Origin of the sequence: Myroides sp. C4067, assembly GCF_038039665.1 — a bacterium.
Classification (GTDB): Bacteria; Bacteroidota; Bacteroidia; order Flavobacteriales; family Flavobacteriaceae; genus Flavobacterium; species Flavobacterium odoratimimum.
In genome coordinates this window covers 36847-57736 of sequence record NZ_JBBPHJ010000025.1, presented here as the reverse complement: position 1 = coordinate 57736, position 20890 = coordinate 36847, and the positions used below count along the sequence as shown (strand labels likewise).

Genomic DNA, 20890 nt, shown 5'->3' with positions numbered 1-20890 from the left:
CTAACTAACTAACTAACTAACTAACTAACTAACTAACTAACTAACTAACTAACTACATTAAAAACTTTCTAAGCTCTTTTCCGTCAATCGACAAACAAACAGACAGCACATGTCAAAAAACGTCTTAAATCTATTAATAACACAAAAAAAGGGATACTCAGACGAGTATCCCTTTTCTAAAAGTATAATATTCAGATTAGTTGTTTAATGCCTCAGCACCACCAACAATTTCTAGAATTTCATTTGTAATAGCAGCTTGACGAGCTTTGTTGTAACTTAACGTTAATTCATCACGTAAGTCTTTAGCGTTATCAGTTGCTTTGTGCATTGCAGTCATACGAGCTCCATGTTCAGAAGCTACAGAGTCTGCAACAGCTTTTAATAATTGAGTTTTTAAAGAAAGAGGAATTAATGTATTAATAATCTCTTCTTTAGAAGGCTCATAAATATAGTCGGAACTAGCATTTTCACTAGATTCCACTGGTAACAATGGTAAAAACTGCTCTGTTACTACATCTTGTGTAGCAGCATTTTTGAACTGATTGTAAACGATCTGAATTGAATCATATTTCTCTTCAACGAAAGCTTCCATCATTTGTTCAGCTATAACAGCACAATTTGCAAAATCTACATGATCAAACAAATCACTTCTATTCTCAATTACAGTAAAAGATTTACGTAATATATCGTGACCTTTTTTACCAATTGTCAATAAATCAACATTAACGTCTTTATATTGAGTAGCTTTAAGTGTATTAATTTGTTTAATAATATTCGCATTAAAACCACCACACAAACCTCTGTTTGAAGTAATAACCACAAGAAGAACATTCTTAACCTCTCTAGTTTGAGAATATACTCCTGAATTATCACCCTCTAAAGTTGCGCTAACATTTTGAATCAATTCAGTCAACTTTTCTGAATATGGACGCATAGCCATAATAGTATCAGTAGCTTTTTTAAGCTTAGCTGCAGATACCATCTTCATAGCAGATGTAATCTGCATTGTTGATCCAATTGATGAAATCCTATTACGTATTTCTTTAAGGTTTGCCATTGTAAATTGTATATAAATTTATCTACAAGTGAAGATAATCAACACTTGTAGACAAACATTATTTCTTAATATTTTGCAGAAATTTCTTTAGCTACTTTCTCAAGCACAGCAGTAATTTCGTCTGTGAATTTACCAGCTTTTAACTGATCTAATACATCTCTATGACGAGAGTTTAAAGCATCTAAATAGTCTTTTTCAAACTCTTTTACTTTAGATACTGGTACGCTTCTAAGAAGGTTTTTAGAACCTGCATAGATAATAGCTACCTGATCCTCTACAGTATATGGATCGTTAACAGCTTGTTTTAAGATCTCAACGTTACGTTGTCCTTTAGAGATAACGTTCATTGTAGCAGCATCTAAGTCAGAACCAAACTTAGCGAAAGCTTCTAACTCACGGTATTGAGCTTGGTCAAGTTTTAAAGTACCAGCTACTTTCTTCATTGATTTAATCTGAGCAGAACCTCCAACACGAGATACAGAAATACCAACATTAATAGCTGGACGTACACCTGAGTTAAATAAATCAGACTCTAAGAATATCTGTCCATCAGTAATCGAAATTACGTTAGTTGGGATATAAGCAGAAACGTCACCAGCTTGAGTTTCGATAATAGGTAAAGCAGTTAATGAACCACCACCTTTAACGAATGGTCTGATAGACTCTGGTAAATCATTCATGTTCTTAGCGATTTCATCATCACCGATAATACGAGCAGCACGCTCTAATAATCTTGAGTGAAGGTAGAAAACGTCTCCAGGATAAGCCTCACGACCTGGTGGACGACGTAAGATTAATGACATCTCACGGTAAGCTACCGCTTGTTTAGATAAATCATCATAGATAATTAATGCAGGACGTCCTGTATCACGGAAGTACTCTCCGATAGCAGCTCCAGCCATTGCAGCATAAACTTGCATTGGAGCTGGATCCGAAGCATTTGCAGCTACGATAATAGTATAGTCCATTGCACCTTTATCTTCTAAAGTTTTAGCAATTCCTGCTACAGTAGAAGCTTTTTGTCCAATAGCTACATATATACAATATACTGGTTGTCCAGCATCGTAAAATTCTTTTTGATTTAAGATAGTATCGATACAAACAGTTGTTTTTCCTGTTTGACGGTCACCAATTACTAACTCACGTTGTCCACGTCCGATTGGAATCATGGCATCAACAGATTTAATACCTGTTTGTAACGGCTCAGTTACAGGTTGACGGTAGATTACCCCAGGAGCTTTACGCTCTAATGGCATCTCATATAAATCACCTTCGATAGCACCTTTACCATCGATTGGAAGACCTAATGTATTAACAACACGTCCTACCATTTTCTCACCTACTTTAAGTGAAGCGATACGACCTGTTCTTTTTACTGTAGATCCTTCTTTAACACCAGTAGGAGCTCCTAACAATACAATACCTACATTATCCTCTTCAAGGTTCTGTACCATTGCTTCTAGTCCATTCTCGAATACAACTAGCTCTCCGTATTCAGCGTTTGTTAACCCGTATACACGAGCAACACCATCTCCTACTTCAAGTACTGTTCCTACTTCTTCTAAAGAAGCCTCTGAGCTAAATCCAGATAATTGTTTCTTTAAAATCGCTGATATTTCAGCTGGTTTAATTTCCGCCATTTTTATCTATGTTTATACACGAACATTCGTGCGGTGATTTTTTAATTAGTTAATTCTCTTTTTAAAACTTGTAATTGATTCGCTATTGAAGCATTGTACTGTTTATCTCCCATTTTCAAGATAAATCCTCCTAAGATAGAAGCATCTACTATATTTGAAACAACAATTTGTTTTCCAGGAGCTAAACTTTGAACTTTAGATAAAACTTTACTCTCTAAAGCGGCATCCATTGGAACAGCCGTAGTAACTACAACTCTCTCTATACCTTTCAAAGCTTCGTATTGCTCTTGAAACTGTAAAGCGACTGTACCTAAGATTTCAAATCTATTGTTCGCTTTAAGCACTTTAAACAATTCTTTAGTACTTTGATCAACATTAGCGAATACTTCTAACAAAGCATTTAATTTAATCTCACCACTCACGATAGGATTAGTTAAAAACACTTTTAAGTCTTCACTTTGAGATACTGATTCAGAGATCAAGATCATATCGCTATTAATAGCCTCAGCATTTCCTTTTTGACCAGAAACTTCTAGCATTGCTTTTGCATATCTTGCAGCTGCTCTAGTGCTTACCATAATGATCCTTTTATTAGTTTAATTTAACTTCGTCTAACATCTTCTCAACCAATTTAGATTGAGCTTCCGTGTTAGCTAATTGTTCTTTTAATAATTTCTCAGCAATTTCAATAGAAATAGAAGAAACTTGAGTTTTTAACTCAACGATAGCAGTAGCTCTTTCACTTTCGATAGCAGCTTTTGCTTGAGCAATCATTTTTGCTCCTACAGCTTCACCTTCAGTTTTAGCGTCAGCTAACATTTTTTCTTTAATCTCACGAGCTTCTTTAATTAAAGCATCACGCTCAGCACGAGCTTCTGCTAATAATTTCTCGTTATCAGCTTTTAAATTAGCCATTTCTCTTTTAGCATTTTCAGCAGCTGCTAATGCATCAGCGATACCCTCTTCACGAGCCTCTAAAGCATTTACAATTGGTTTCCATGCAAATTTTCCTAGGATGAATACAATCACCAATAAAATGATGAACTGCCAGAAAAATAATCCAAAACCGAAATCGTTAATTAATTTATCCATTATCTAAAATTATACTTTTTAATACCTATGTTGTTTAATTAAGAAGTTTATCTGCAACCAACCGTTACAGATAAACTCTTTTACTTGTCTTGGATTATTTACCTAAGATTAAAGCACCGAATGCTAAACCTTCCAATAAAGCTCCAATAATGATCATTGCAGTTTGGATTTTTCCAGCAGCTTCTGGTTGACGAGCGATAGCGTCCATTGCAGAAGATCCGATTTTTCCTAATCCGTAACCAGCTCCGATTACGATTAAACCTGCACCAATAATGTTTGGTAATGTCATAGTGATTGATTTATATTAATTAAACAAATTTTATTTTTATTCTAATTTAATTCTATTAATGATGAGCCTCATCATGTTCGTGCTCTGCAACAGCCATTCCGATAAACAATGAAGATAACATTGTAAAGATGAACGCTTGTAAGAACGCTACTAAGATCTCTAATACAACTAAGAACGTTGATAAGAAGAATCCTATCCCTACTGCTCCAGCAGTACCTAAAGCTTCTTTCATCACGAAGATAATAGCGATAAGTCCAAATACTACTGAGTGACCTGCTGTAATGTTAGCGAATAAACGAACCATCAATGAGAATGGCTTAATTAATGCTCCTAATACTTCGATAGGTGCTAACATTAATTTCATTGGTGCTGGTACACCTGGCATCCAGAACATGTGCTTCCAATAATCCTTGTTAGCAGAGAACTGTGTAATTATGAATGTAAAGATTGCCAAACACGCAGTTACCGAAATACTTCCTGTAACGTTGAATCCTAGTGGAGTCAATCCTAATAAGTTCAATAAGAAAATTAAAAAGAATACTGACAGTAAGTATGGCATGAACTTTTTGTATTTGTCCTTTCCGATATTTGGAATAGCCATCTCATCACGAACATAAAGCACCATTGGTTCTAAAGCTCTTGCAAAACCTTTAGGCAAGTTGTTCGGTCCTTTTTTGTATGTCTTAGCCAAGCTTAAGAACATAAGGAAGATTAATACTGTAGTAAATAATAATGAAGCCACATTTTTAGTGATAGAAAAATCTAATGGCTTTTCATTTGTAGGATGATGTTCAGCATCGTACTCGATAGTACCAGCTGCATCAGTTTTGTATATCTTACTGTGATATAACTTGTAGTGTTGTCCATCTTTTTCAACTACTTTGTTACCGTAGTCAAATTCTGATGACATAAATACTTTAAGACCATTGTCTATTAAAATAACTGGCAGTGGAAACCCGTAGTGTTTACCAGTAGCCTCGTCTGAGAAGAATATGAAAGAGTAATCATCTGCTAAGTGGTGCGTGATGTGATCTTGCACTTTTTCAGCTTGTGTTTTCTCTCCTTCTACATGCTCTGTACCTTCTACAGCAGCGATTGTTTCTTCAATTGACTGCTCTGTTTCTTGAATAGATTCTTCAAGCTTCTGAGCATTACTTTGTGCGTACGAAAATACCGACGATGCTGTAAAAATTACAGCTGCTAATAAATTCAGTGATTTCTTCAGAGTCACCATACCTTAACTTCTTGAATATTTATGGTTCTTAAAATTTTGTGCAAAAGTACAATAAATCTTAGACTTTCATACTTTCTTGCGAAACTTTTTTTTATTATCTTTTTGTTAACTAACCTTCTTATTTAAAATACGATATGCAATAAATGCATCCCCGCCTAGATAAATCAAGACAACTAACAGAAAATTATACTTAAATAGTTCATCTACATTCTCGCTGTCTAATCCTTCTCTTACGAATAGGTAACTAGCCAATAATCGAACTGTAATAAAGCCTAAAAACACGTATCCTAAGCTATTAGGCATACTTGTTTTTATTCCTTGCATAGCAAATAACATTCCTATAGAAAAAATAAATTCAAAGCCATAAAAACCCGCTAATGAATAACCTAATTCTACAAATGACTGACCAAAATCAGTATATGTGAAAAGTGCAAAATGAATTGCAAATATAACTGCTAAAACCCCAAAAAGTTTTAAACTTAAACTTACTGTTTCCTTATCCATTAATCTTTATTTAATTGATTTACTTGTTTTATAACTTGGTACAAAGCTAATCCTACTCCAATTAACGTACAAATTTTATTTGCTAATCCGTCAACTAAATTATATTTATCATCTAACCAAGTACCTAACAAGTGAAACAAGTAAATAGTTACCCCCATCTGAATAGGGATATTAATTAAACTTAACCAACGGTTTGGCCCTGAATTTTTTTTCACTCCTACTTATTTTCCTTTCTTACCTGAACCTTGTTCTCCGTTTCCTGCTATAGCCATATCGCATTTCACTTGAATTTTAGCTCCTGGTACAACCGAAAGTCTTCCTACTAATAAGTCTCCCTTTACATCTGCAGTCTCCTTGATATGTAGTAAATCTTTCACCTTCAGAACACCCTCTACTAGGCCCTCTATATCAGCATTTTCACACTCCACATTTCCGATGATTTGGGCTTGAGGCCCTACAACCACTCTTCCTTTTACTTTTAGATTACCGTGTAAGACACCATCTAAACGCAAATCCGTCACTGCTTCAATATCTCCTTTAATTATTGTAGCCTCAATAATTCTATTTGTTTTACCTAAATGATCTATAGACCCGTCATTCTTCGTTTTTTGGAACATAATTTTTACTTTTTTTCTTCAACCTTATTCTGATGGAGCAATATATTTCTCCCAATTTTTCTTTATCTGAACGATTACGTAGTTATCAGTACTTATAGTGACAGCATTACTATCCACACTTCTTGCTGCATAGACTGCATCCTCCTTATTCTTAAATCCATGTAATACAAAGAATTCTCCAACACCGATATACGGGTCTTCAGAATACTTTATTCCCTTACTACTATTAGCAGTTGCAAACTGTATAAATCTACGGCTTATCAACTGATTACTACTCGACTCTTTGTCCTGAACTAGTAACACTACTTTCCAATTATTTGATTCCCCTGTAGAAAATTCTCTAGCTTCTAACATCGGAATCGTTGTCTTTAACAACTCCTCTGCTTCTCTTCCTTCACGAGAAGAGCTATAGGTCAGAGCCACAAAATTCAATGCTTCTTTATATGACTCGATTCCCTTCAATCGACCAATCACATGTGCTTTCAGCAACTCCAGTTTACTCACATACCCTTCATCATCGAATCGCTCTAAGGCGCGATCTATAGTTCGCAGTGCATTGTTATAGTCCGTCCCATCAGCATACACCTTATACGCCTGCGCATAAATCTGTTCTGGTGATAAGTCATCGATTTTATCCATTGACATATTCTGCAATAACTTAGCGTATCTAGAATTAGGATATTGACTGATAATTCTATCCTTCATAGCTATAGCCTTTGCCATATCTATTTCTTGATAAATCTTGTAAAGCTTATACATACTTGGTAAGATTAATCTCTCTGTAGGATCAAAGGTCAATAACGTCTCTAATCTCTGACTAGCCAAATCATATTTCTTAAATCGATCTGCATACATAGAGCCCAGTTGGAAATAAGCAAAGTCTCTATCTTTCTTGATAGACGCTATCTCTTTTTCATCTGTTGGAATCTTAGAAATATAGCTATTGATATCATACCTCGTATCATTAAACTGCTCTGTGCTATTATTTTGATTTGCATTCTCAGCTACTTGTTCCTCTGCCGCAGCATTATTCTGCGCTTCTTGTATATCAGCCGCCCATCTCCAGTTATCTACAGAAGGTCTATTCCCCCATTTTCTTCTAAACTCTGTCTTTCCAAAGGCAGCTGCTTGAGTTGAGTAGAAGTAGAATGTAGAACTACCTCCTGTCTGCTGATTATTTGTACCAAAAGCAACATCTATAGCCTCCCCGAAAGTTGCCATATTAAAATAATTCTGATTTCCTCCTCTTTGTTTTTTAAGTGTTGCCTGTAGCTTTCTAAAGTCTTCTTTTCTAAGATCATCTACATACTTCTGAAAATAAGCTATCCGCTGATCATCACTCATCGCTACTAATCGAAGTACACTATCATTGACATGAGCTACTCTTTCATATTTCACCACATCTCTTAATGCATCACGTCTCTTGGCTATTCTAAAGCGCTCCTTAGCCTTAGCAGGCATAATAGACAACACACTGTCATAATACTGACCTGCCAACGCATAACCAGCTTCATTAAAGTAAATTTCGGCTATACTCAAGTAGTTTTTAGACTTTAACTGCTTATCACCTTTACTTAACTTAACAGCTCTTTTTAGCGATTTTAATGCCTCTTTTGTATTGCCACTACCTTCATAGAACAGCCCTACCTGACGATGTAATACATCTAAGTAATCTCTGTTCTCTCTATCTCTAATTAATCTTTTATACTTCTTTAAGAACGCTACCGAATCTTTAGCCTGAGTAGGCTTCAGACCAAACTGCTGCGCATGAGACTGTATCACATAAGATCGAGGGCTCTTTCGATTCATATCGATTACGATACCGAATGCCTCATTCGCTTCCGTCTCCTTGCCTAACTTAGCATATAGCTGTCCAAGGATAAAAGTATAACGTGCATACTCCTCCTTATCCTTAGTGTGTTCTATAGCTATCTTTAGAGGCGGTATAGCAGAAGCATATTCCTCTATATTGATATAAGCCTGAGTAAGCGTAGCATTCGCATCTGCCACCTGTTGCTTCCTTAGTTTATCTTTTTTATCTCGAAGAAATTCATTTAAATTTTTAATTGCAATATCATCATAAGTAAGGCGCACATTAGATTTCTCACGCCAGATGATTGCATCATTTATTAAGCTCCCGTCTGGGTACTTATACAGAATATAATTAAAAGCCTCTAGTGCTGGTACAAAACGTCCGTCATAGTACCTAGCCTGTCCTAACATCAGATAAGCATCATCAATCTGGAAGTTGCGCTCACGCCCTTTTATGTACATAGAGTGTTTCTGAATGGCCTTAGCTGCTTTATCTTCAGCTCGTCTAAATCCTACCTCTCCCTGTTCTTCTTCACCTGTAACATTGGCTCCATCTACTTGCACATTGTCTAGAATAGATCCTTTTTTAGACTCTAGTGACCTACCTCTCTCGAACTCACGTGTAGAGTCTATCTTAATGTCGATACGCTCTACAGGCAGTATCTCCCAAAAGTCATCGTAATAATCCTTTTTTAAAGAAATTAAAGCCTCTTCATAAGCCAATTCTCCGTTATATAGAATATTATACCGAGTAGTCATCGCGTGATACCCTCTATTCAATAACTTATCTTTCTTTACAGAACAAGCTGCTCCCAAAAGAAGTAAAACTAAAAAAATCAGATATTTAAAACGAGTATTCAACACAATGAGCTTTACTTAAAAACTACAAATTCACTATTTTAGTATATAACAAAACGTAAAAATACATTACTTTTAGAAATACTTCGACTGTATTTTAAAAGTTTTTAAAGTTCTACAGAAACAAAACCAATAAAAGTAATTTACACTACTTATCGCAATATCTCAGTCAATTTATAGCATCCTATAGCAATCTAACCACATATCACTAAAACATTCTCAATATCCTATATTTTCTATTATTCTACTTCTTGGGAATCTTAGGCAATAACTATAAACACAAAACTCTAGCAAAATAGATTCACTAGAGTCCCGCTAACTAACCAATTAAGTAATATTCTCCTTTTTCGTTCGATTAATAATGAGTTTTTTGAATTCACACAATAAGCAAAAAAATCTCAAACTAAATCTAGTCTTTATCACTGTCTATTTATAAACCAAAGGTATTTTGATACTGATTTACTAGGGGATTCCTTGAGGGTTTCTTGCACCTTTCTTCGAGAAAAGCACCTTCTAGGCAAGAAAACCCCTAGAAAACTCCTAGCAATCCCCTAAGAAGTGCAAGCGAAACGCTCTCCTCTTATTCATCCATAACGAAATCGAAGCTCATCTATTAATATTTCTATCTTTATTTTAACCTAATCCCCTCAATCTAAAACAATCTCATTATACCATCATGCATAAAGCCATTGTAATCAAACTGAAATGAAAAAGAAATGCATTCTATCATACCTGAAAGAACTCTTCTAATGCATCAAATGTGATATCCTGCGTCAAGACATCTTTCATGATTTGTCCTTTTTCTAAGGCGATCACTCGATCAGACACCTCATAAGTATGTTGAAGATCATGACTCGATATAATAATCGTGATCTCTCTATCTTTCATTTTTTGTTTTACCAATTCTTTTAATCTCAACTGTGTAGTTGGATCCAGATTAGCAAAAGGTTCGTCTAAAATAACTAACTCAGGTTTTCCCATAAAGGCAGCTATAATACCTACCTTCTTTTGATTACCCTTAGAGAAATCACGCAAATATTTGCGTTGATTCAGCACTTCTCCATTGAAGAAACTTACATATTCGTTTAAATAACTCTCTATATCTGTACGTGACATCCCTCTCAGTTCTCCTACGAAATAAAAGTACTCTTCAGGTGTCAGGTACCCGATTAAGAAAGAGTCATCGAAGAATGATCCTGTATACTTTTTCCATTCCTCATTTTCACTAACTACATTTCCTTTATTAGAAATGCTCCCTTGAGTAGGTTTGATTAGATCTAATAGAAGGCTGAAAAAGGTCGTTTTACCAGCACCATTATTCCCAACTAATCCAACACTTTGCCCTTTTGTTATTTCTAAACTAGGTATATTTAAAACAGTCTGTTGACCATAAGACTTTACTAAATTATTTACTACTATCATATTACTTAGATTTAAAAGCCTCTATTGTGCTATATTTTTCTTGTTTATAAATTTTCTCTATGTACTTAAACACTTGATTTTGGAAGAACATTCCTATGATCCCTATTCCGGTTAACAAGGTAAATCCTCCCCAAAAACCATATACCCAAAACCCGATATAATAGATTAGAATAGGCAAAAAGAGCTTAGGTAGCGAGATCAGCATCACCCTAAGGTTAAATGCATTCTTATCTGCAAATACATTCTTATTCGCTGTTAAGTCGACAGGGCTTTTTAGATAAGCACCTCCCCATAATACGATATAACCATTGATACCAATATTAAACACTCCATTCGCAATGATTAAATACACTAGATCCATACTCGTCCAGATATACAATACCGCCGCCAACATAGACACGCCAGTTCCCAACGCAATAATTAACCATTTAGACTTTAAATAATTCTTATACGTGATATTCTGAGTCATCATAAAAGAGTAATAAGAAGAATCCCAACTAGGCACATACTGTCCAAACATCATTAGGAAACCACCTGATACAAAGAAGGCAACGAAGATTAACATAAAGGTCGGATACCCTCCCATTTCTGTTGGACGAAGTATAAGGAAACCGTAGAACATAAATAATACGCTCATAAGCACCGTAGTACGTGCTCGTTTATTTCGAGTAATCAATCGCAAATCATTCTTAAGAAAAGAAGCATACGTCCCAAATCCATCTAACCATTTCATCTCACGCGTAGTAGCTACTTCTACTTTGACCTTTAGCAGATCATCCATATACATATTCTTAACGTAGTAACGCACGGTCATCTTAATAACTAACCACAACACTCCACCGTAAACTAATACTAATGCAGGATATTCATACACACTATACAGTAAGTGCTGTGTGTATAAAGTACTGTCAAATAATTGGTAATACTGAATCGCGGCTAATAATCCGAATACTACTATAACAGCTATAAAAACAGATTTATATGACTCTATCAGTATATTGACAAAGTGCATCGTACACACACATAAATAGACTGCTATCATCCAAGCAATTACTCCTAAAACAGAATATCCCTGTACCATACTAACTATCGCAAATGGAAGAATAAATAGTAACTGAATAAAGTTAAACGCACTGATGAAAGAACTTCCTATATAGAAGTTCACAATCTTAATCTTAGGAAAAGGCAGTACAAGCAGCGGTTTTATAGTGGCAGTCGGCAACTTCTGAAGTGTAAACCTCATAAACATCTCCATCACCATATAATACATCCAAAACCTACTAATCACCTGTATAGGTGATCCCATACCTAGATTCATATCTTCGATAATAAAAAAACCACTCATCCCCATTATCAAAAACAGTAAACCAAAATACACTATCGCTATCCACTTAAAGACAACCAATATCGTATTCATGGTCTTATCATTGCTTCGAGACAATCTTTTCTTTTCTAGAAAAACAAACAACTTACGCATTGCTATAAATATTTATTATAACAATTAGTACTATATTTAGGCATTTTGTTACAACTAAAATAACATTATTTTTAAATTATATACTTTATCATTAAAACAAACGCAGATTATCATCATCACAAAACCTATAATTAACCTAAAAATTAACACTTAACCACTTATTTATACTACAATATTAAACCAACTCTACCTCACTTCAATGACTACGATATTTAGGACAAAATCATTTATCTTTGCCCAAAATATTAATACAATGAAAAAAGACATAGAGATTCCAGTAGTAAAAGATATAGAGATTGCAATCATAAAAGAATATAATGAAGAGTTCTTAGCAGACTCATGGTATGCATATCTATTCAATAACTCAGATCAAGAAATGGAAGCTATCCTAGTAGTATCACAAGCGATAGGTGAGATAGACGGTGAAGTAAGAGGTACAGGAGTATTTAGACATGCATTCAAATCTCTTGCTCCCAAAGAAAGTGTAAAAATAGAATTGTTAGATGAATCTGTTTTTAAACTGAGTAATTCATTTATGCTTACTTTCTTCCAAGGAGGAAAATTATATGATAAGACATATACCTTCATTCAGGACTCTCTAGGAGACGCACATTTACAGACATTACCATTTACTACTAAAAAAGGGATATTAGCGAAATAATTTAATACCCAATTTATCAACATCTTAATTTATAATCAATCCAAATGTTAGTTTGCTTAATTTGGTAAGCACAACTATAAAAATAGATGATTATGAAAATTAAAAATGTATTGAGTATTTTATGCTGTTTAGGTGTATTAGTAACATTATTTGCTTTTAGCTCGTCAACACTTGTAACAGAAAGTAAAGCAGGAGACATAGAATGGAAAAACTTAAAGGTATTGCCAAAAGATATTTCTAATGACAGCCTTAAAGGACTAATGAGAGGCTATAATGATGCATTAGGAGTGAAATGTGGATACTGTCACACTACAGTAGAAGGAACCGATAAACTAGACTTCGCTGCAGATACAAAAAAAGAAAAAGAGTTCGCTCGACACATGATCACAATGACTCAAAAGATCAATGCTGAGAACTTTAATTGGCAGAATCACCCGAAACCAGAGACCATCGATGTAGTATCATGTGCTATGTGTCATAGAGGTACTGCTAAACCTTCACAGTCTTTAAAACTATAGATGTCACTATTGATAAGATATAAGAAAGCCCTTCTGTTAGAAGGGCTTTCTTATTATATATTTGATATACTTTTATTAATCCTTTTTAGGAGGGAACATAAATGATGCTACCACTGATAATACTAATACACCTCCTATAATACTTAATGACACTAATGATTCTACATGGTAGAATGGAGATACTATCATCTTGATTCCAATAAAAGATAAGATAATAGCTAAACCATATTTTAACTTAGAGAATCTATCCATAAAGTTAGCTAATAAGAAGTATAATGATCTCAATCCTAAGATCGCAAAGATATTAGATGTATATAAGATAAATGGATCATCTGGTGCGATAGCAAAAATAGCAGGTATACTATCTACTGCAAAGATCACGTCTGTGAACTCTATCACCATTAATGCTACGAATAATGGCGTCACCATACGCACTCCATTCTTAACTGTAAAGAACTTCTCTCCATCATACTCATCACTTACCTTAAAGAACTTATGCACCATACGTACAGCAAAATTCTTAGATAAGTCTTCATTCTCATCGTGTTCCTCTTTTGCAAACCAAGACTTAATACCCGAAATCAACAAGAAGATACCAAATATGGTCAATACCACATTAATCTCTACTGTTCTACCAAATACTTCCATCGCAGGTAGATATGTATGATTAATAATCTCTACACCCGCAAAAATGAAGATAGCTCTAAAGACTAAAGCTCCTAAAATCCCCCAGAATAACACTCTGTGGTGTAACTCTTTTGGAACCTTAAAAAAGGTGAACACTAGTATAAATACAAATAGATTATCTACTGATAGTGCTTTCTCTATCCAATAAGCTGATTGAAACCTTGCAAAGTTTTCGAAGTCGAGGTAATAATAAATAACTCCACTAAAACACATTGCTAAGCCTATCCACACAGCTGTCCAGATCAGTGCTTCTTTTGTTGATACAGTGTGACTGTGTTTATTAAATACTCCTAAGTCTAAAAGTAGCATGATAATAACGACTACTCCAAATACCCCTAATAAAGCAGGGTGATTGATTAAATGATCCATCTTTTAATTTTTTACTTGACAAAACTAAATGGAATAATCTCCCCCAAGAGAACACTCCTTAACTAACATTAAATCAACAAATTACAAACAAACTTTTGTATCTCAAAATTACAGCTAAAAAAAATAACTTATTGAAAAACAATAAGTTATTTTACATTTTTAGAATAAAACCTAAACACGGCTAAATCTATATTTTTTTTAATCTAATTTCTCAGTAAGTTTTCTGAATACCTTTTTAGGGTCTTTTCCATTGTATAAAATATCATATACTGCATTGATTATCGGAGTCTTAGCACCATATTGCTTATTTAGTTCATAAGCACTCTTAGAAGCATAGTACCCTTCTGCGATCATATTCATTTCCATTTGAGCTGACTTTACAGTATATCCCTTACCTATCATATTACCAAACATACGGTTACGAGAGAACAGAGAATATCCTGTTACTAATAAATCTCCTAAATAGGCAGAGTTATTAATATTACGTTTCATTCTATGCACTTTCTTAATGAACTTCTTCATCTCACGGATAGCATTACTCATCAGTAGAGCTTGGAAGTTATCTCCATAGCCAAGACCATGAGCGATACCACATGCTACAGCATAGATATTCTTTAATACTGCTGCATACTCTGTACCGATAATATCATCCGTTGTTTTCGCTTTGATATAATGACTGCTTACACAGTTAGATATTGTCTTAGCATACTCTTCTGTTTGACAAGCAATCGTTAAATAAGATAGGCGTTCTAGAGCCACCTCTTCAGCATGACATGGACCAGTGATTACTGCAATGTTCTCGTATGGTACATTATAAGTTTGATGGAAGTGTTCTCCTACGATAAGACTCGTCTCAGGGATAATCCCTTTAATCGCAGATACGATAACTTTCCCTTCTAGGCTAACATGTAATCTACTCATCTCCTGTGACAAGAACGCAGACGGAATAGCGAAGATTACATAATCCGCATAAGAGATTGCTTTGTTTATATCATTCGTCAACCTTAATTGTTCTACATCAAATTCTACAGAACTTAGGTAATTAGGATTGTGATAATTAACTTTTATCTCTTCTAATGCAGATTCGTTACGCATATACCAAGCAATCTCAGTTAGGTTTTCGCTCAACATTTTTACTATAGCAGTAGCCCAGCTCCCACCACCTATAACTGCAATTTTCGGATATTCATTCATACACTAAATTTATTAGTTGGTCAAAAGTAAGTAAAAAACACATTGCAAACAATTAGAACAACAATAGCTTAAGCTGAAAAAACACATCATTTATTCAACAAATATTGAAATAAATCTAAGTTTAACTCAGAAACAAGCCGATAAAAAACACTTTTATTTACATATTCGCATTTTAGTTTAATTAAAAACAAAGCATATACCTTCACATTCCGTGACCGATTTTAGATTAAATTAACAGTATATAAGATATACTGCTAATTATCAACTCCTTTAAACATAAAAAAACAAAAGCACATTCACCATTGCAGTAAATGTGCTTCTCTATAGAATTATAAACTTAGCTTGACTATTTCTCTTACTTTGTCAATTGTTATATTTTTCTTTTCTCCCATTGCTAGCCATCCCCTTTCATTAAATCGTTCAGCAATCCACTCTACAGCCTTCTCTCCATCTTCAGTATAATCACTCAGTTTAGTAGCAACTCCTAGAGAATGAAAGAACGCTACCATACGCTCTATAGCCAGTCTAGCTACCTCATCATCACTCCCTTCTAGAGTAAATACTCGTCTACCGAACTGCGCTAATTTCTCTTTCTTCGTATCGAACATCACACTATATAGATTAGGGCTTATAATAGCTAATGTACGACCGTGATCTATACCATATAACACAGTTAATTCATGACCAATAGCATGTGTCACCCAATCTTCTTTTACTCCTTTCGATATTAGCCCATTTAGAGCCATCGTACAGCACCACATATAGTTCATCGCCGCATCATAATCAGTAGGATCCTTTAGTATCTTAGGGGCAACTTCTATTAAGGTCTGTAGGATACTCTCTGCAAATCTATCTTGTAAAGGTGCACCTTGAGGGAAAGTAAGATACTGTTCTAACACATGGACGAAAGCATCTGTTATACCATTAGCAATCTGCTTCTCAGGCAAAGAAGCAATCACAGTAGGATCACATACAGAGAACACAGGATATAATACCTCTCCTGAGAATGATAGTTTCTCTTGAGTAGCCTCTATCGTTACCACTGCACCACAGTTCATCTCACTACCTGTAGCAGGCAATGTCAATATCGCACCATAAGGCATAGCCTTCCAGTTTACATTTAGTTTTTTCTGAATAATATCTATAGAATTGCCATCATAGTGTACAGCTGCTGATATAAACTTAACCCCGTCTATCACACTTCCTCCGCCTACACCTAAGATAAAGTCAACCTTCTTTTTCTTAATCAAATCAACAGCTTTCACTAATGTCTCATATCGAGGATTAGGTTCTACTCCCGAAAACTCAACTACTTCATACCCTTCTAAAGCCTTTATCACTTGATCATAAACACCATTCTTCTTAATACTACCTCCACCGTATACGATTAGTACTTTACTCTTTTTATCGATTAGATTAGCTATCTCACCTATCTGTCCTTTCCCGTACAATAAACGAGTAGGGTTATATAATTCAAAATTCAACATAACTACTTTCTTTTATCTTATAAAATTAAAAAAAGGAATGCATATGCATTCCTTTTATAGTATTAAAATCTATTTAATTATTTCTTATAAAACAAGTTGTGGTCTATATACTTCCACACTTCTTTATCAAGTAGAGGCATAATATTCTTCCCCTCTTTAATGGAGTCTCTAATAAACGTAGCAGATATTTCCATGATTGGTGCATTCTCTACTAAATGTATATTAGGGTGAGCTAGAAGAGGATTAGCCTCCTCTTTGCCACTGAATATACGAGGATATACATAGATAGGATAACGCTCTAATAGTACCTCGTAGTTCTTCCACTTAGGTAGACTATCTAGATTGTCTTGTCCCATTAATAAACTAAACTCGTGTTTAGGATAGCGCTCATGTAGATGCGCCATCGTATTCACAGTATAATTAGGTTGTGGCAAATTAAACTCTACGTCAGAAGGCTTGATATAATCATAATCAGCCGTAGCCAAATTAACCATATGTATCCTATGAAAATCCTCTAATAGACCTTTCTTTTTCTTTAAAGGACTATGAGGAGTTACCACCATCCATACTTCATCTAGGTCAGTGTACTGCACCATATGGTTAGCAATAACTAAATGACCGATATGAATAGGATTAAATGTTCCAAAATACAACCCTACCTTCATACTTATCTTCTTACTTAATAAAGTTCTTTACTAACTCTACAGCCTCATTCTTAGCTGTATCTAAGTCGTAATTTTTAATAATCATATCAAACTGAGGAGCTGTAGCTAATTCTACTGAAGCTTTTGCAATACGCATATTGATCTTATCTTCACTCTCTGTAGAACGCTTTTTAAGACGAATCTTCAATTCATCTATACTAGGTGGTTTCACAAATACAGCTAAAGTCTCATCTGGGAATTTACGCTTAATACGAAGACCTCCTGCTACATCGATATCGAATATTACATTCTTACCTTCTGCCCACAGACGTTCTACTTCACTACTAAGTGTACCATAGAAGTTATCTCTATATACCTCTTCCCATTCTAAGAACTTTTCCCCTTTTATATTTTGTTTAAACTCATCAAGAGAAATAAAATAGTAATCTTTACCATTCACCTCTTCACCTCTTGGTTCACGAGATGTACAAGAGATAGAGAACGCTAGGTTCAGATCTTCTTGCTCTAATAAATGTCTTACTATTGTAGTTTTACCTGAACCAGATGGAGCAGAGAAAACGATTAACTTACCTCTTTGCATAATAATATTCTGTCGTGTTGTATATATAACCTAAAGTACGTTTAGTACTTGCTCTTTTATTTTCTCTAATTCATCTTTCATCTTTACCACTATTTTCTGCATCTCAGCGTGGTTAGATTTAGATCCCATAGTATTAATCTCACGTCCCATCTCTTGACCAATAAATCCAAGTTTACGACCATTAGCCTCAGCTCCTTCAAGTGTTTCGATGAAGTAATCTAAGTGTTTACTCAGACGTACTTTCTCCTCTGTGATATCCATCTTCTCTAGATAGTAGATCACCTCTTGCTCATATCTATTCTCATCGATATTTAACTGAAGTTCTACTAAGTTCGTACGCAATCTTTCTTTTACAGTCACGATACGCTCTTTATCTAATACAGATACCTCATCCATATACTTACGGATGTTACCGATACGCAGTCTGAAGTCTTGCTCTAATGAAGCTCCTTCACTAGCGCGGAATTCCTTCATATTAGCGATAGCCTCAGTGATAACCTTTTCTATCTCTTTCCACTCATTCTCGTCTAGCTCAGCACGCTCTACTTTTAAAGCATCAGGCATACGTACAGCCATTTTCATAAGCTCTGTAGCATCTGCATCAGGGATAATCTCCTTCATTTGATCAATATATGCCATCACGATAGGGCCATTAATCTTATTAGAAGTTTCTTCTGCTGTAATCTCACTATATAATGAGAAATCTACTTTACCACGCTCTAATTCTTGTGCTATAAGATTACGAAGAGGTAGTTCTTTCTCTCTATACATCAAAGGCAATCTAACATTTAGATCTAAGCTTTTGCTATTAAGCGATTTTACTTCTACTGTGATTTTCTTTGTTGGTAATTGCAAACATGCCTTACCAAATCCTGTCATCGATTGTATCATATATTAAAAAATAATAGCTACAAAGGTAACAAAATCATTACTAACTGACTTATAAATAGCACAAAATACTGCTTAATAAGATTACAGATTAACTCTAAGTCAATATATCTGTGATAATACACCTGTTTATCTTCTATAACTTCAAATAAAAGCTCTTTTATTAGTAAATACATTCATACCCAAAGGAATAAAACACAAATTATAAATAAATAGAACCTATAAAACACTAGTAATAGCTTCTATGCTTCTGATTCCTATACTTAAGTGATGTAAAGCTCTTAAACAGGCTAATAAGAAATAACAGATACACATAAAAAAAGAGAGCTATATAGCTCTCTTTTGTGTTTTATACTCCTATTATTTGTTCGTTCCATCGCCTAGAATAGGAGATAACCAAAACAACCATAACTATGAACTACGCCTTCTAAGTCCTTATTTAGACCACCACAATCTACAAAGTCAGCAATAGTAAAAGTCGCGATGAAACTATGTGAATTAAATTTTTTACTAAAACAACCTAACCTTAACTCTTCTGTTTTAATTTAACCCCCAAACACTTAAAACTTTTTCTTTTCTTTTTTATAAAGGAATTAATAGCAATTCTTCCCTTTCGTCTTCGATATTAAGACAACAAGCATCGCATTTGGTCACATCAAAAAAAGAATATTTTTTCAAAAAAGTATTTAATCGACAGATATACAGATATTTGCATGTGTAAAAAACATACTTAAAAATACTAACAAACCTATTTTAATAGAAGTCAATCAGCAAAAGAATACTTCATAAACTACTTAATTAGGCTATAACATAATTGTACTAATCCTGATTCAAAAGACTTTGTATTCTCTAGCTTTAACTTAGACTCTGGTATACCGATATCAAATAGTCTAGTACCTTCACCTAATAATACTGGGATAACAGATAATACGATCTTATCTATAAGTCCATCCTTCAATAATCTGTTGACTAACTGTGCTCCACCATCGCAAAATATATCTTTACCTTCTTGTGATTTCAGTCTAGATACAAGTTCTTTTAGATCACCATTATAGAAAGTCACATTACCTTCTTTAGGTAGACTTTGTCTAGTCATGACATACGCCTCTTTATCCGCATGATGAAACCCATGTCCTTGACTTACTACCCAATCATACGTACGTTTACCGATTAAGACCGTATCAATCGTTTCTACAAAAGCGGTATAACCATAATCTTCTCCTTCTCGCTGTACAGCATCCAAAAAACTCAAATCATCCCCAGGTTTAGCGATATAACCATCCAAACTACTCGAAATGTATAATACTACCTGTCTCATATATCTTTGATTTTAAAACACAAAATTGCAAACTTTTATCCTCCTATAAACAAAAAATTACCTCAGCAGGTAAAAAACTTATCTGAACCGTTTATATAATTCATTGCATTAATGTTTACCTTATAACAAAAAAGAGCCAGCACATGCTGACTCTTTTTCCTTACTATTTATTCTTTACTTGTTCGATAGCAGCCTCTACTACTTTCTTACTATTCCCAACATAGATGTTACCATCGATAAACATCACAGGGCGGTTAAGGAAAGTATATTGCTCTAGAATAAGTTTTTTAAAATCATCTTCTTGAAGATTCTTGTCTTTCAACCCTTCACTTTTGTACAGTTGAGCACGCTTATTGAATAGTTTTTCATAGCTACCCACTTGCTTATACATCTCTTCTAACTGTGGCTCTGTTACAGGGTTCTTCTTAATCTCTTGTAGTTCAAACGTATCTAATTCAGGCATCTCAGCCATGATACGCTTACATGTCGTACAAGTACTTAAATAATATATCTTTCTCATA

The 20890-nt window shown here is 34.5% G+C and carries 22 protein-coding genes; 2 read left to right on the top strand and 20 right to left on the bottom strand.

The features are described 5' to 3' along the window. Positions 1-196: 196 nt before the first annotated feature. From atpG to AABL87_RS14815, 12 genes are all read right to left on the bottom strand, one after another. On the bottom strand, positions 197-1057 hold the full coding sequence (atpG, locus tag AABL87_RS14870) for an ATP synthase F1 subunit gamma (RefSeq protein ID WP_006257833.1): 861 nt from the start codon (positions 1055-1057) through the stop codon (positions 197-199). A gap of 65 nt (positions 1058-1122) precedes the next feature. Then, a complete protein-coding gene (atpA, locus tag AABL87_RS14865; RefSeq protein ID WP_006257834.1) occupies positions 1123-2697 on the bottom strand; it encodes a F0F1 ATP synthase subunit alpha in 1575 nt (524 codons plus the stop codon). Positions 2698-2738: 41 nt separating this feature from the next. Then, on the bottom strand, positions 2739-3275 hold the full coding sequence (gene atpH, locus AABL87_RS14860; RefSeq protein ID WP_006257835.1) for an ATP synthase F1 subunit delta: 537 nt from the start codon (positions 3273-3275) through the stop codon (positions 2739-2741). A 13-nt stretch (positions 3276-3288) separates the two neighbouring features. Next, the gene (locus tag AABL87_RS14855; protein WP_006257836.1) at positions 3289-3789 is read right to left on the bottom strand and encodes a F0F1 ATP synthase subunit B; all 501 of its coding nucleotides are present in this window, start codon (positions 3787-3789) and stop codon (positions 3289-3291) included. Positions 3790-3883: 94 nt separating this feature from the next. Next, entirely contained in the window at positions 3884-4078 is a 195-nt protein-coding gene (gene atpE, locus AABL87_RS14850) for an ATP synthase F0 subunit C (RefSeq protein ID WP_006257837.1), read from the bottom strand. 55 nt (positions 4079-4133) lie between these two features. Then, positions 4134-5312 (bottom strand): F0F1 ATP synthase subunit A, encoded by a 1179-nt coding sequence (gene atpB, locus AABL87_RS14845; RefSeq protein ID WP_006262511.1) that lies wholly within the window; start codon positions 5310-5312, stop codon positions 4134-4136. A 105-nt stretch (positions 5313-5417) separates the two neighbouring features. Next, positions 5418-5816: a hypothetical protein gene (locus AABL87_RS14840; RefSeq protein WP_006257839.1), complete on the bottom strand. Its 399-nt coding sequence runs from the start codon at positions 5814-5816 to the stop codon at positions 5418-5420. Next, positions 5816-6031: an AtpZ/AtpI family protein gene (locus AABL87_RS14835; RefSeq protein WP_006257840.1), complete on the bottom strand. Its 216-nt coding sequence runs from the start codon at positions 6029-6031 to the stop codon at positions 5816-5818. Before AABL87_RS14835 ends, AABL87_RS14840 begins: the two co-directional genes overlap by 1 nt. Before the next feature lie 6 nt (positions 6032-6037). After that, positions 6038-6433, bottom strand: coding sequence for a bactofilin family protein (locus AABL87_RS14830; RefSeq protein ID WP_006262510.1), 396 nt, complete (start codon positions 6431-6433; stop codon positions 6038-6040). 24 nt (positions 6434-6457) lie between these two features. After that, entirely contained in the window at positions 6458-9061 is a 2604-nt protein-coding gene (gene porW / locus AABL87_RS14825; protein ID WP_445929837.1) for a type IX secretion system periplasmic lipoprotein PorW/SprE, read from the bottom strand. A 768-nt stretch (positions 9062-9829) separates the two neighbouring features. Next, positions 9830-10525, bottom strand: a complete 696-nt coding sequence (locus AABL87_RS14820; protein ID WP_041888289.1) for an ABC transporter ATP-binding protein — start codon at positions 10523-10525, stop codon at positions 9830-9832. A 1-nt stretch (position 10526) separates the two neighbouring features. Continuing rightward, positions 10527-12002 carry a DUF5687 family protein gene (locus AABL87_RS14815; protein WP_341277550.1) on the bottom strand — a complete coding sequence of 492 codons (1476 nt, stop codon included), beginning with the start codon at positions 12000-12002 and terminating at the stop codon, positions 10527-10529. 253 nt (positions 12003-12255) lie between these two features. On the opposite strand from AABL87_RS14815, the gene AABL87_RS14810 reads away from it, so the two are divergent. Then, the gene (locus tag AABL87_RS14810; RefSeq protein WP_006257845.1) at positions 12256-12663 is read left to right on the top strand and encodes a hypothetical protein; all 408 of its coding nucleotides are present in this window, start codon (positions 12256-12258) and stop codon (positions 12661-12663) included. Between the two features lie 92 nt (positions 12664-12755). Then, complete coding sequence (locus AABL87_RS14805) at positions 12756-13181, top strand: c-type cytochrome (protein WP_016649957.1); 426 nt, start codon at positions 12756-12758, stop codon at positions 13179-13181. A gap of 75 nt (positions 13182-13256) precedes the next feature. Here the strand turns inward: AABL87_RS14805 and AABL87_RS14800 are convergent, their stop codons facing one another. From AABL87_RS14800 to AABL87_RS14765, 8 genes are all read right to left on the bottom strand, one after another. Continuing rightward, positions 13257-14237 (bottom strand): TerC family protein, encoded by a 981-nt coding sequence (locus AABL87_RS14800; protein WP_006262505.1) that lies wholly within the window; start codon positions 14235-14237, stop codon positions 13257-13259. Between the two features lie 198 nt (positions 14238-14435). Continuing rightward, on the bottom strand, positions 14436-15431 hold the full coding sequence (locus AABL87_RS14795; RefSeq protein ID WP_006257848.1) for an NAD(P)H-dependent glycerol-3-phosphate dehydrogenase: 996 nt from the start codon (positions 15429-15431) through the stop codon (positions 14436-14438). A 329-nt stretch (positions 15432-15760) separates the two neighbouring features. Further along, a complete protein-coding gene (locus AABL87_RS14790; protein WP_341277549.1) occupies positions 15761-16918 on the bottom strand; it encodes an iron-containing alcohol dehydrogenase in 1158 nt (385 codons plus the stop codon). Positions 16919-16995: 77 nt separating this feature from the next. After that, a complete protein-coding gene (nadD, locus tag AABL87_RS14785; protein WP_006266056.1) occupies positions 16996-17583 on the bottom strand; it encodes a nicotinate (nicotinamide) nucleotide adenylyltransferase in 588 nt (195 codons plus the stop codon). A gap of 10 nt (positions 17584-17593) precedes the next feature. Then, on the bottom strand, positions 17594-18163 hold the full coding sequence (gmk, locus tag AABL87_RS14780; RefSeq protein ID WP_326367674.1) for a guanylate kinase: 570 nt from the start codon (positions 18161-18163) through the stop codon (positions 17594-17596). 30 nt (positions 18164-18193) lie between these two features. Further along, on the bottom strand, positions 18194-19042 hold the full coding sequence (locus AABL87_RS14775) for a YicC/YloC family endoribonuclease (RefSeq protein ID WP_326367777.1): 849 nt from the start codon (positions 19040-19042) through the stop codon (positions 18194-18196). Positions 19043-19841: 799 nt separating this feature from the next. Next, on the bottom strand, positions 19842-20369 hold the full coding sequence (locus AABL87_RS14770) for a dihydrofolate reductase family protein (protein WP_006266054.1): 528 nt from the start codon (positions 20367-20369) through the stop codon (positions 19842-19844). 163 nt (positions 20370-20532) lie between these two features. After that, positions 20533-20889 carry an arsenate reductase family protein gene (locus tag AABL87_RS14765; protein ID WP_006262499.1) on the bottom strand — a complete coding sequence of 119 codons (357 nt, stop codon included), beginning with the start codon at positions 20887-20889 and terminating at the stop codon, positions 20533-20535. Position 20890: the final 1 nt, after the last annotated feature.